This is a genomic window from Candidatus Poriferisodalis sp., from assembly GCF_965208485.1.
GTDB lineage: Bacteria > Actinomycetota > Acidimicrobiia > Acidimicrobiales > Poriferisodalaceae > Poriferisodalis.
Genome location: NZ_OZ242344.1, coordinates 3,904,323 through 3,918,796, shown reverse-complemented (window position 1 = coordinate 3,918,796; position 14,474 = coordinate 3,904,323). Strand labels below are relative to the sequence as shown.

The window sequence follows — 14,474 nt, the reverse complement described above, 5'->3', positions numbered from 1 at the left end:
CGAGAAGTCAGAGGCGCAAGCGCTTGTCCAAGGCCGTAGCGCCCCAAAAGAATACAGGAATCCGGATTCTCGGAGCACAGCACATTGGCTGCCTTGTTGCCGAACCGATCAAGGCTCAAACCACCGTGCGTCGGGTGCCGGGGCTGAGTATGCGGCGGGCGGCCTGAGCGGCGGTGTGTGTGCGGGTGCTGCCGGTGATGCGTCTCACGATCGATTGGTCGGGCGCAGCTTCCCGGAGGGCAGCGCGCGTGTCGTCGCTGACGGCTGCGGCGCCGCCGATGATGACGATCCCGCTGGGCCGGTAGTCACGGAGGAGTCCTGCTGTCGTCTCCGACAGAGTCTCGCCGGCTGTGTAGGCAACAGCGGCGTTGTCGGTCGCGGCCGCGAAAGCTGCCGCGACGCCGATGTCGGACGGGGACCAGCCGTTCGCAACCACCAATGTGATCCCGCTCGCGGCGCCGGCAGGCTCCCCGAGCACCTCCCGCGCTGCCGCCGCGGCTGTGTCGATGCGATCGGCGCCGGTCAGGCGGGAGAACTCTGCCTCGTCACCGGCGACGGCGACGATCTCATCGGCGGTCGCCTCGCTGATCGCAGCAGTGCCTCCTATGACGACCACTTCGGATACGTCATAGTCGCGCAGCACCGCCGCAGTCGCCTCGGGCAGCACGCGAGGATGCGTGTACAGCACCGCCGCACGCCTGCTGCTCGCTGCCAGCGCCGCCGCCGCGCCTATGTCAGGCGGGGACCAGCCGTTCGCTACCACCAGCGTGACTGGCCCGACCCTCGTCGGATTCCCCAGGACTTCGCGCGCCGCTCGCGCTGCGGTGTCAGCACGGTCATTGCCGGTGACGCGGGAAATGTCGGAACCCGGCGACATGGTGCCGATGCGCGTGCGGACAGTTCGCGTCACCGCAGCGATGCCGCCCACGATGACCACCTTCGCAGGCTGCGTCTCTCGCGCCAGTTCCGCGGTCTCGGTGGACAGATTGTCGCCCTCGGTGTAGGCCACCACCGCGTTGTCGATGCGCGCCGCCATGACCGACGCCACACCCACATCGGCCGGACTCCACCCGTTCGCCACCACCAGAGTCGCCACACCCACATCGAAATCACCGCCGCCGCCGCCACCGCTGTCACCGCCACCGCCACCGCCGTTACCGCCACCGCCGCTGCGGCTGCCGCCGCCCGACGGCGGTCGGACGGGAGTCGGAGGGACGGGATGCACGACCGTGACGGGTTCGTCGACATCGACCACCTCGATGGACAATGCGAGCATGTCGTCAACGACGGCATCGGCTTCCCCGGAAGGACTCTTGTTGTCGCTGACATTGAGATGCACGAAGTAGGAGCGCTTGGTCTCGTAGTCGATCTCCGCAGTGTCCCTCACCGTGATGTCACCGGTGGTCGTATCCCACTCGAACGCCGCCCCGACGTCGAACGCGGCAGCGTCGTCGCCGGTGACGGTGTAGGTCACATCGTCGCCATCGGGATCGGTCGCGAGGAACGCGCCCAGCATTCCCGACGTGGCGTTCTCCTCCACCGTCACCGTCGCCGCGGCAGCCGCAAACGCCGGAGCACCGTTCACCGGCTCGACGTCGGCACCGCTGCCGTCATCGCACATCGCGGCGTTGGTGTCGATCATGCCGCCACTGCCGGGCACCAGCTCGTCGGCGTAGGCCTTCTTGCCCGAGTCGAGGCCGTCCTCATAGGTGGCCACGACGCGCAGATACATGCCACGGTCGGTGTCGTCGATGGTGTGCGACGTCGTGCTCGCAGTCTCTGCAGCGCCGACCTCGTGGAACGGCCCGGCCTCGGCAGCCGACTTGCACCACTGCCATGTGGGCTCGCCCACGAGGCCGTCCGGGTCGCTGCGGTGCTCGACGCTGAGCACATCGCTCTCGAAGGTGAGCAGCACGAAGCCGTCGGGGTGCTGCTCGTCGACATTCACGACCTCGATGGTCAAAGCGAGCATGTCGTCGACGGCGGGGTCGGGTTCCCCGGCGAGGTTCTTGTTGTCGGAGGCGTTGAGCACCACGCTGTATGAGCTCTTGGTCTCGTAGTCGATCCCCGCGGTGTCCCTCACCGTGATGTCACCGGTGGTCGTATCCCATTCGAACGTCGCCCCGACGTCGAACGCGGCAGCGTCGTCGCCGGTGACGGTGTAGGTCACATCGTCGCCTTCGGGATCGGCCGCGAGATACGAGCCCAGCGTTCCCGACGTGGCGTTCTCCTCCACCCTCACCGTCACCGCAGCAACCTCGAATACCGGCGGCGCTGATCCGCTCACCGTTGCCGATGTGACGGCATGCGCCTCGCGCTCGTCGGTGGCAGACGACGCGTCGCGGTAGGTGACGGTCGCTCTGAGCACCTTGCGCAGGTCGTCGACACCAGGCGTGTACGCGGCAGCGTCGGCACCGACGATCTCGGTGAACGGCCCCGCGGCCGTGTCGGCGCTCGCCCAACTCCACTGCGCGGCCGTGACAGCCCCGTCAGGATCGGTCAGCGTCGCAGTGATCACGACATCCCCTACTGGCGCCACGTCGAAGGTCACCACGCCGGGCTCGTCGACGTTCACGACCTCGATGGTCAAAGCGAGCATGTCGTCGACGGCGGGGTCGGGTTCCCCGGCGAGGTTCTTGTTGTCGGAGGCGTTGAGCACCACGCTGTATGAGCTCTTGGTCTCGTAGTCGATCCCCGCGGTGTCCCTCACCGTGATGTCACCGGTGGTCGTATCCCATTCGAACGTCGCCCCGACGTCGAACGCGGCAGCGTCGTCGCCGGTGACGGTGTAGGTCACATCGTCGCCATCGGGATCGGCCGCGAGGAATGTGCCCAGCGTTCCCGATGCGGTGTTCTCCTCCACCGTCACCGTCTCCGTCGCAGAAGCGAACTCGGGCGGCACCGATCCGCCCACTTCTGATGATGTGACAGCGTGCGCCTCGCGCTCGTCGGTGGCAGACGACGCGTCGCGGTAGGTGACGGTCGCTCTGAGCACCTTGCGCACCTCGTCGACACCAGGCGTGTACGCGGCAGCGTCAGCACCGACGATCTCGGTGAACGGCCCCGCGGCCGTGTCGGCGCTCGCCCAACTCCACTGCGCGGCCGTGACAGCCCCGTCAGGATCGGTCAGCGTCGCAGTGATCACGACGTCCGCTACGGGCACCACGTCGAAGACCACTACGCCGGGCTCGTCGACGTTCACGACCTCGATCGTCACATCGATGGTGTCGTCGACTATCGGCGGGTCTTGTGCGTTGCCGTGGTCGTCGACACCATTGGTGACAGAGAACGTCATCGAGTATGTCGTCTTGGTCTCATAGTCCAGTCCCGTAGCGGTGGCTGAGTCGGCGACGGTGATGGCGCCGGTCGAGGCATCGAAGCTGAACGGGCCGTTCGCGCCGAATGCGGCGGCGTCGGTGCCGGTGACCGCGAACGTCAGCCTGGACTGGTCGGCGACGTTGCGCACCAGCACCGTCGGGGTGCCGACGTCTGCGCCGCCTGCTGAGTTCTCCTCGACGGAGAAGGTCACCGTCGCCTCGGCGTACTCCGGTTCTATCGATCCGCTCACGGGCGCGGTGACGGCATGCGCCTGACGCTGGATCGTGTCCGACGACGCATCGTTGTAGGTGACCGTCGCCCTGAGCACCTTGTGCAGATCATCGGCACCAGGCGTGTACGCAGCAGCGTTCGCGCCAGTAATGGGCGCGAACGGCCCCGCAGCATCGTCGGCACGCGCCCAGCTCCACTGCTCAGCCGTGACACCCCCGTCAGGATCGGTCAGCGACGCAGTCAACATGACGTCCAGCGCCGGCGCCACGTCGAAGTCCACCACACCGGGCTCGTCGACGTTCACGACATCGACAGTCAACGCGAGCGTGTCATCGACAGCCGGATCGGCCTCCCCGGCGGAGTTCTTGCCGTCGCTGACGTTGAGCACCACGCTGTAGGAGGTCTTGGTCTCGTAATCGATCGCCGCGGTGTCTCTCACCGTGACCGCGCCGGTGGTCGTGTCCCACTCGAACGTCGCCCCGACGTCGAACGCAGCAGCATCAGCGCCGGTCACCGTGTACACCAGCGCGTCGCCATCGGAGTCGGTCGCGAGGAACGTCCCCAGCAGCCCCGACACAGCGTTCTCGTCCACCGACACCGTCGCCGACGCCTGGCCGAACTCCGGCGGCACCGATCCGCTCACGGGCACGGTGACGGCATGCGCCTGCCGCTGGATCGTGGCCGACGACGCATCATGGTAAGCGACCGTCGCCCTGAGCACCTTGCGCAGGTCGCCGGCGACAGGCGTGTACGCAGCAGCGTCCGCGCCGGCGATGACGGTGAACGGCCCCGCAGCATCGTCGGCACGCGCCCAGCTCCACTGCTCAGCCGTGACACCCCCGTCAGGATCGGTCAGCGACGCAGTCAACATGACGTCCAGCGCCGGCGCCACGTCGAAGTCCACCACACCGGGCTCGTCGACGTTCACGACATCGACAGTCAACGCGAGCGTGTCATCGACAGCAGGATCGGCCTCCCCGGCGGAGTTCTTGCCGTCGCTGACGTTGAGCACCACACTGTAGGAGGTCTTGGTCTCGTAATCGATCGCCGCGGTGTCCCTCACCATGACCGCGCCGGTGGTCGTATCCCACTCGAACGTCGCCCCGACGTCGAACGCAGCAGCATCAGCCCCGGTCACCGTGTACACCAGCGCGTCGCCGTCGGAGTCGGTCGCGAGGAACGTCCCCAGCAGCCCCGACACAGCGTTCTCGTCCACCGACACCGTCGCCGACGCCTGGCCGAACTCCGGCGGCACCGATCCGCTCACTGCTGCGGTGACGGCATGCGCCTGCCGCTGGATCGTGGCCGACGACGCGTCGTGGTAGGCGACGGTGGCTCTGAGCACCTTGCGCAGGTCGCCGGCGACGGGCGTGTACGCAGCAGCGTCCGCGCCGGCGATGGCGGTGAACGGCCCCGCAGCATCGTCGGCACGCGCCCAGCTCCACTGCTCAGCGGTGACGCTTCCGTCGGGGTCGGCCAGCATCGCAGTGAGCTGCACGTCCAGCGTCGGCGCCACGTCGAAGTCCACCACACCGGGCTCGTCGACGTTCACGACATCGACAGTCAACGCGAGCGTGTCATCGACAGCAGGATCGGCCTCCCCGGCGGAGTTCTTGCCGTCGCTGACGTTGAGCGTCACGCTGTAGGAGCTCTTCGTCTCGTAATCGATCACCGCGGTGGCTCTCACCGTGACCGCGCCGGTGGTCGTGTCCCACTCGAATGTCGCCCCGGCGTCGAACGCGGCGGTGTCGGCGCCGGTCACGGTGTAGACCAGATCGTCGCCGTCGGAGTCGGTCGCGAGGAACGTCCTCAGCACCCCCGACGTGGCGTTCTCGTCCACTGTCACGGTCGCCGACGCCTGGCCGAACTCCGGCGGCAGCGATCCGCTCACTGCTGCGGTGACGGCATGCGCCTGCCGCTGGATTGTGGCCGACGACGCGTCGTGGTAGGCGACGGTGGCTCTGAGCACCTTGCGCAGGTCGCCGGCGGCGGGCGTGTACGCGGCGCTGGTGGCGCCGGGAATGGCGGCGAACGGCCCGGCGGGGTTGTCGGCGCGTGCCCATGTCCACTGCTCGGCGGTGACGCTTCCGTCGGGGTCGGTCAGCTCTGCTGTGAGCTGCACGTCCAGCGTCGGCGCCACGTCGAAGGTCACCGTGCCGGGCTCGTCGACGTTGACGACCTCGATGGTCAGAACGAGCGTGTCGTCTGCAGTCGGGTCTGCCTCCCCTGCGGGGTTCTTGCCGTCGCTGGCGTTGAGCGTCACGCTGTAGGAGTTCTTGGTCTCGTAATCGATCGCCGCGGTGGCTCTCACCGTGACCGCGCCGGTGGAGGCGTCGAAGCTGAACGAGCCGCCCGCGTCGAACGCCGCAGCGTCGGCGCCGGTCACGGTGTGGGCCACGTCGTCCCCGTCAGGGTCGACAGCGAGGAACGTGCCCAGCACCCCCGACGTGGCGTTCTCGTCCACTGTCACGGTCGCCGACGCCTGGCCGAACTCCGGCGGCGCCGATCCGCTCACTGCTGCGGTGACGGCATGCGCCTGCCGCTGGATTGTGGCCGACGACGCGTCGTGGTAGGCGACGGTGGCTCTGAGCACCTTGCGCAGGTCGCCGGCGGCGGGCGTGTACGCGGCGCTGGTGGCGCCGGGAATGGCGGCGAACGGCCCGGCGGGGTTGTCGGCGCGTGCCCATGTCCACTGCTCAGCGGTGACGCTTCCGTCGGGGTCGGTCAGCGACGCAGTCAGCGGCACACCCTGCGTCGGCGCCACGTCGAAGTCCACCGTGCCGGGCTCGTCGACGTTGACGACCTCGATGGTCAGAACGAGCGTGTCGTCGACAGCCGGGTCTGGGTCCCCTGCGGGGTTCTTGCCGTCGCTGACGTTGAGCATCACGCTGTAGGAGGTCTTGGTCTCGTAGTCGATCGCCGCAGCAGCCCTCACCGTGACCGCGCCGGTGGTCGTATCCCACTCGAACGTCGCCCCGTCGTCGAATGCGGCAGCATCAGCGCCGGTGACGGTGTAGGTGACGGCGTCGCCGTCGGGGTCGGCCGCGAGGAACGTCCCCAGCATCCCCGAGGTGGCGTTCTCGTTCACCGTCGCCGTCGCCGTCGCAGCGTCGAACTCCGGGGCGCTGTTGACTTGCTCGGTGACGGTGCCGTCGTCGCACCGGTCAGCGGTTGTGTCGACGGTGCCGCCGGTGCCGGGCACCATGTAGTCGGCGTAGGCCTTCTTGCCCTCGCCGTGACCGTCGTTGTAGGTGGCCACGACACGCAGATAGGTGCCGTGGTCGTCCGATGTCGGGCGGCGGAGGACTGTATTTGTGGTCGCGGGGTCGCCGATCTCGTAGAAGGGTCCGTCCGCGCTGGCGGACTTGCACCACTGCCAAGTGGGATTGCCCATGAGGCCGTCCGGTTCCTCTTGGTGCCCTACGAGGAGGAGGAACGCACTAGCGTTTATAAACCTCACAAAGCCGTCGGGATTCTGTTCGTCAACGTTGGTGACATTGATGGTGACGTCGATGGTGCTGTCAGCTGTGGTGTCGGGGTCACCGTTGTCGTCGACGCCGTTGGTGACCTCCAGGGTCACCGTGTAGGTCTGCTTGGTCTCGAAGTCCAGTGCCGCGGCGCTGCTTGCGTCGTTGACGGCGATAGCGCCGGTGGAGGCGTCGAGGCTGAGCGGGCCGTCGGTGTCGAATGCGGCGGCGTCGGCGCCAGTAACGGTGAAAGCCAGCCTGTTCTGGTCGGCGCTGTTGCGCAGCAGCACCTCAGGAGTGCCGATGGGGGTGCCGCCCGGGGAATTCTCCTCGATGCTGTAGGTCGCGGTGCCCTCGACGAACTGCGGTTCCGTCGAGCCGCTCACCGGTTCTGTGACGGCGTGCGCCTGCCGCTGAACCGTGGCCGACGACGCGTCGTGGTACGTCACGGTGGCTCTGAGCACCTTGCCCACATCGCCGACACCGGGTGTGTACGAGGCGCCGGCAGCGCCGGAGATCGCAGAGAACGGCCCGTCGTCGGTGTCGGCGCGTGCCCATGTCCACTGCTCGGATGTGACGCTCCCGTCGGGGTCGCTCAGCTCTGCTGTGATCTCGACGTCCAGCTCCGGCGTGCCGTCGAAGCTCACGGTGCCGGGCTCGTCGACGTTCTCGACGCGGACCGTCACCTCGATCGTGTCGTCGACGGTGCGGGCATCGATCGGCTCGGTGTAGCCCGAGGCGTCCAGCCCGTCCGTGGCCTGCACCGTCACCAAGAACTCCGTCGTGCCGTTCTCGAAGTCGAGCACAGCCGACTCGCGGACGGTGATCTGGCTCGTCTCGGGATCGTAGGCGAATGCCTCGTTGAACTCGTCGAAGCCGGTCTGGTGCTCCGCCGAGGGCGAGCGCGCCGCCACTGAGTAGAAGACCACGTCTCCGTCGCTGTCCGCGGCCGCCGCCACAGTGCCCACCACGGTGCCCGACTCAGCGTTCTCGTCGACGGGCAGAGACACCGAGGACTGGCCGAACGCGGGTTCGCTATTGCCCGACCCCGACCGCGGCACGCCTCCGACATGGATCGCCAGCCGGTGACCCCGTTTGGACCACCGCCCCGTGTTGTCGGGTCCTCCGAAGGCGAAGCTCCAGGCATCCTCGTGGATTCCCCAGCCGGGCGATTTGCCTGCATCCTCGGCGTCGCCTACTTCGAGCTCTGTCAGTTTGGCGCGACTCGACCCCTCCGGCGTGTCGACGACGACGAAATAGGCCGTGTCGGCCTCGAGCCGCACCCGCTGACCCGCAGGCGTGCTGAAAGTGTTGACCGCGTTCGGCTGGATTGCGGCGGGACCGGACATCTCGGCGAGCGCCGCGCCGGGTCCGCTGTCGGCAGTGGCGGCGTGCAAGCGCACCAGCACCGGGTCCGTGACGCTGTCCCGGTGCACGTGGATGCCGACTGAGGTCACGTCGTAGCCGTCGGGGCTGCTGCCGGTGGTGAATCCCTGCGCGCTGGGAGGACGTTCGGTGCTCGATTTGGGAGACAGCATCACGTTGGACGCCAGCGTGCCGACCCGCGCCGTGGTGAGCGTCAACGACTTGGTCGACCCATGGCCGTCGTCGTAGCCCGCGGTGACACGCAGGTGCTTTGCGTCGTCGTCGTCGGTGACCGTATAGCTCGCAGACGTCGCGCCGGCGATGTCGGCGAACGCTCCGCCGGGAAGGTTCCCGCGGGACCACTGCCAAGAGACGGCTTCCGCCGACGTCAGGTCCTGGTCGGTCACCCTCGCTTGGAGCGTGGCATCGACCTGGGAGGCCCCGCTGACCGAGAGCCTGCCGGGATCGTCCTCGTCAGTGACGTTGATCGTCACCTCGACCGTGTCGTCGACGGCCGAGTCCGCGTTCCCCGCAGAGTCCTTGTAGTCCAGGATCGTGACTGGGAGCGTGTACGACGACTTCGCCTCGTAATTCAGCCGTCCGCTGACCACTATCCGCAACGTCTTGCCGCCGAAATTGTCCCAGTTGAAGGCCCTGTTCGCCTCCGTGGATGCACCCACAACGATCTGCACCATGTCGTGGTCGGAGTCCTGCACGTAGACGTTGCCGACGATCGTGTCCGCTGATGCGTGCTCGGACACGCTGAACGTCAGCGACTCCCCGTCAGCGAGCATCGAACCGTTCTGGCCGTCGAGAAAAAACGGCTGGCTGTTCGAAGCCGACGCCGGATCGGCCCACACCAGCACCAACGACGCACCGAACACCAACGCCGCTCCCGCACGCAACAACCTCATGAACACACCTCAGGGGGGGGGGGGGGGGGTACGCAGCATCGGAACCCGCCGACGCTCCGCCGGCTGCTTCCCGCAGCCGGCCCCGGAACGCGCTGCAGCGACCGGGACGCGGACTCGATCCGCAATGGAAGTACGGGCAGCTTGCCCCGGCAAGCGCTGAAACAACCGGGATGCCCGCATGCGGCCCGCAGGGTAGCCGACCGTGCCCAGAACTCAGCGGACCACGCGCCGACCGCGGGGCTGAAGCAGAGGTGCCGCGGACCGCAGCCAGCGCAGATGATCGCAGACGCTCGGTGCAGTCGGGCTGCTGCAATCGGGTCAATGCGACCCACATCCGGTTCTGGGCGACCCGGCGCTCGAACGGCGCCCGTCGGCGCCGGTCACGGTGTAGGCCACGACGTCGCCGTCGGGGTCGGTACGGCAATGTAGCACTGAGACGACAGGGTTCGGGGAAACAGCAGATCAGCGCACTCGAATCAGCACGCCGAAGCCCCCGCCGGCCGGACAGGAGAGCGCGCCGCGGCCGACAGCGCCCCGACCGGCCCGACAGGGTCGGGTCCGACAGGGTCCACGAAGCCGTCCAACGCGAACTGCTCCGCTTCCCACACCACCCGCTCACCGGGGAATATTCACGCTGCCGGTGGTGCACAAGGCACTGCACCTGGCGAAGTTCTGAACAATCCAGATGGCGTCGCCCTGCACCACGATGCCGATGCCCACCTCATTGAACTCGGCATGCATCAGGTTGGCGTGATGGCCCGGACTGCCCATCAATTCTCTCAGGAGGAGGTCCACCTTGGCCTGCAGCGGCGAGACACTGAGCGCCCAGGCCAGATTCTCGCCGGCCAAAGTCCATCCCGGCGGATACCAATCGCCGTAGTCGGGATTGTGCAGAAGGTTGCTGCCTCGAAGCCGCAGCGCATCGGCCCACGTGTGTGCAACCAAGGCCAAGTTGTCATTGTGAGCGTACGGCGCGAGGCCGCGTTCGGCGCGCAATACGTTGATCTGGCGCAGCATCTCAAGTCCCGCGTCTCGTATCTCCGCGACTGTCGGGGCGGCTTCTTGGCCGGGCACCGGCTCTTCGGAGTCTTCGCCGGATTCTCCGTCGGAATCGCCGATGCCTCGTGAACCTGCGGGGGGAATATTCACGCTGCCAGTGGTGCACAAGGCACTGCACCTGGCGAAGTTCTGAATCACCCAGAAATCGCGGCCCCTCACAGCGATGCCGATGCCCACCTCATTGAAGGTCTCGTGCACCAGATTGCGGTAGTGGCCCGGACTGTCGATCAGTCCTTGCATGGCCGAGTCGACCTTGTCCAGCAGCGAATCAAGATTGAAGAACCAAGCCAAGTTCTCACCAGCGATCGTCCAGCCGGGCGGATACCAGTCCTGGAAGTCGGGATTGTGCTCGGGGGGGTGTATCTCTCGGTCCCGCAACGTCTCGGCCCATGTGCGTGCGACCAGCGACAGATTCTCGCTGAGCTTGTACGGTTCCAATCCGAGGCCGGTGCGCAGTTCGTTGAGTTGGCGATGCATCTCACGCTCCGCGCTCCGAATATCGGCGTGGGTGATATCGCAGAGTCCGTTGGGGAACCAGCAGAGGTCTCCGAAGTACTGTGTTGCCCACATCTCGTCGCCGTCCACGACGATGCCGACACCCACCGAGTCGAATTCGCTGCCGATGATCTCCCGGAGGGAGGCTGGGCTGTCGATCATGCGCTGCATGACGTCGCTGACCTTCTCTATCAGCGCCGCATCGGACTTCTCGTGGGCAACGTTCTGGCCGGCAGCGCTCCATCCGGATGGATACCGCGAGGTATAGAAGGGATCCGGATCACGCCGACCTCGTTCGCGCATGACTGCGGACCAATCTCGCGCCTGCTGGGTGAGGTTTTCGTTCGCGTCGAGCGCAGACAAGCCGCGTTCGACGCGCAGTTCGTTGATCTGGCGGAGCATCTCACGTTCCGCTCGACGAGTCTCCTCAGCAGTCGGGCCGCCGTCTTTGCCGGACTCGAACTCCTCGGAGTCTTCGTCGGACTCGCTGCCGGGGTCGGGGCGTTCGTGCGGGACCGCGGCCAGCTCACGGGCCAGTTCGCCCACCAAACGCGCCGTGTCCCACCGATTCGACCCTGCCAGCCTGCTCAAGCCCAACCCCGCCACCTTCCCAGCCGGCACCGCCCCCAAGCCGCCCACCACATAACCGCCCACAGCAGCAGCCTCCAGCCGCTCCCGCTGCGCCGCAGGCATCGACCCGCCACGAGCACCTGCCAACACCACACAATCAGTGCCCAGCACACCCGCCAACGTCACCGCCGAATACAGATCCGACTGCGCCGCAGCATCCGACGCCACCACCACCGCAACATCGCCCGCACAATCGCGGCCAGGATCCTGCGCGCCCGCCGACGCCGCAACACGGCGCTCGCTCTCCGCGCCGTCGCCGCCGGCCAGCACGAACGCCTCCGCTCCCACCAAACGCGCCGTGTCCCACCGATTCGACCCTGCCAGCCTGCTCAAGCCCAACCCCGCCACCTTCCCAGCCGGCACCGCCCCCAGGCCGCCCACCACATAACCGCCCACAGCAGCAGCCTCCAGCCGCTCCCGCTGCGCCGCAGGCATCGACCCGCCACGAGCACCTGCCAACACCACACAATCAGTGCCCAGCACACCCGCCAACGTCACCGCCGAGTAAATGTCCGACTGCGCCGCAGCATCCGACGCCACCACCACCGCAACATCGCCCGCACAGTTCCGTTGCGATTCCGGCGGCACGTACACCCGCACAGACCCGGCCGCCCCACCCGCTCCCTGCTGCGGCGTCTGCGAGCCAGGAGACTCGGCATCCGCCTCAGGAGGGACCGTCACGGGCGGCAGGTCAGCCAACGCCGCCGGCGCGCACACGGCCAACACCGCGAACGCTGCCAACAGCGCCGAGAGACACCGAAGCCCGAAAAAGCCATCAGCCATCCGGCTCCTGCCTAGCACAGGCACACTGACCAGGCTTCGCAGACCGGCCGACCCGTCACCATGCAGTCAACCGCCATGCCGTCGATGCTCCGAGCACCGGCACACCAGTGCAGAATCGAACGCTGCGCGGCGCTGTCTGCGCCGATCGGCACTCAGCGTCTCGAGATTCCCATCGCTGCAGCGTCTTCCCATCGCTACAGCGTCGTAGAGCACTGTCCTTTGAACGCTTCGATGCCGAGCGCGGAGCTCGTGAGAGCGGGGGACGGACTGCACCAGTTCCTCGGCAGCGTGCCCCAGCAGGTCGCCGTACCGTCGCTGCGCACCCCGCACGAATGGATGATTCCGGCACTCACTGCCGTGAAGTTGCTGCCGGACGGCACATCCGTCTGCCCGCGGAGGTTCCGGCCCCAGCAGACCACCTGCTTGTTGGTACGCACCCCGCACGAATGGAAGTGCCCGGCACTCACTGCGGTGAAATCGTGGTTCGGCGCACTCGTCTGACCGTAGTCATTGTCGCCCCAGCAGACCACCTTCTTGTTGGTGCGCAACCCGCACGAATGACGATAGCCGGCACTCACTGCGGTGAAATCGTGGTTCGGCGCATTCGTCTGGCCATCGGAATCGAAGCCCCAGCAGGCCACCTTCTTGTTGGTGCGCAACCCGCACGAATGGGACCCTCCGGCACTCACTTTGGTGAAATCGCCGCTCGGCGTTTTCTCCTGTGCTCGATGGCCCGAGGGAAAAGAACCCCAGCAGTACACCCTCTTGTTGGCGCGGATCCCGCACGTATACCACAACCCGGTATCCATCGCCGTCCACTCGTACTCCCCGTAACGATGGCAGGATCCGTCGTCATTGTATTCGACACACGGTCGGGGGTGCGATGTCTGCCGACTGGGGGCGTCGTTGCGGCCCCAGCACTTCAGCACGCTGTTGCTGCGCAGGCCGCAGGTATGCCATCCTCCGGCGCTCACAGCCGTATACATGCCCTCCGGACTTCGCGCTTGCCCGAACTTGTTGCCCAAGACCTCGGAGCTTCCGAATATCCATCCATAGTGACCGGCAGCCTTGCACCTCACAGAATTGTCGCTGCGCAGTGCGCACATGTGCCAGCTTCCGATGGACAAGGCGGTGATTGTCGGGTCGCTGCGGGGGGACACAGCGCCGGGATCCCTGAGGACGGAATCATCGCCGGGGTCACCGCGGCGGAACGCATCGGCGGGGTCCTTGCCGACAGGATCATCGCCAGACTCGCCGCCGACAGGATCAGAACCAGAGTCTGTGTCGATGTCTTTGCCGGCGGCAGTACGCCCGACGAGATGCGCGGTGGCCCAGCGGTCGCTGCCTTGGACGCGTTCGGCGTCGCGGCCGGCCACTTTGGCCTCGGGGACCGCCGCGGTGCCGCCGACGACAAACCCGCCCTGGTCGGCGGACTCGAGACGTTCGCTTTGGCTGGCGGGCATGTCCCCGTCGCGAGGCCCCGCCAAGACCACACAGTCCGTGCCGAGCGCCCCTGCGAGCGTGACGGCACTGTAGATGTCCGACTGCGCGTTCGCGTCGGAGCCCACAATGACCGGCACGTCGTTCGTGCAGTCCGATGCGACCCACGCCTCAGCGCCGCCCAGAACCACACCGGGCTGCTCCACATCTGAGGGAAGGCTCAGCGCCGTTCTCGGCACCCTCGGCGTGCCGCCGCCTCCGGCCTGGGCACGGGCTTCGACGCCGACGAGATGCGCTGTGGCCCAGCGATTGATGCCGCCCACACGCGTCAGGTTGCGGCCCAGGACCTTCGACGCAGACACCGCGCCGGTGGTGCCCAGCACATAGCCGCCTTCGCCCGCGGCGCTCAGACGCAGCCGCTGCCGAGCAGGCATGGTCCCGTCTCGGGGTCCTGCCAAGATCACACACTCAGTGTCGAGCGCTCCCGCAAGTGCGACGGCGCTGTACACATCCGACTGCGCCAGCGAGTCAGAAGCCACCACGATCGGAACGTCACCCGCACAGTCCGATTCGGTCCACTGCTCTGCGCCGGACACGTATGCGCCAGCGGACTGTGCGGACACCGCAGTCGGCAACGCCGCCAAGGCCGGCAGCAGTGCGGCGACCACGACGACGGCTCGCCTGACCCCCCCCCCCCCCCACTTGAGGTTCAACAGTTCCACACAGGACTCCATCTCCACGCAGGACTTCAGCGCGCACTCACCGCACTCAT

At 67.2% G+C, this 14,474-nt stretch carries 3 protein-coding genes; all 3 read right to left on the bottom strand.

Features of this window, described 5'->3' with window-relative positions; translation table 11 throughout:
• Positions 1 to 115: 115 nt before the first annotated feature.
• On the bottom strand, positions 116 to 9,295 hold the full coding sequence (locus ACOGXQ_RS18045; protein WP_419944988.1) for a cadherin domain-containing protein: 9,180 nt from the start codon (positions 9,293 to 9,295) through the stop codon (positions 116 to 118).
• A gap of 615 nt (positions 9,296 to 9,910) precedes the next feature.
• Positions 9,911 to 12,262 carry a CAP domain-containing protein gene (locus tag ACOGXQ_RS18040; RefSeq protein ID WP_419944987.1) on the bottom strand — a complete coding sequence of 784 codons (2,352 nt, stop codon included), beginning with the start codon at positions 12,260 to 12,262 and terminating at the stop codon, positions 9,911 to 9,913.
• 194 nt (positions 12,263 to 12,456) lie between these two features.
• Positions 12,457 to 14,424, bottom strand: coding sequence for a hypothetical protein (locus tag ACOGXQ_RS18035; protein ID WP_419944986.1), 1,968 nt, complete (start codon positions 14,422 to 14,424; stop codon positions 12,457 to 12,459).
• Positions 14,425 to 14,474 lie beyond the last annotated feature (50 nt).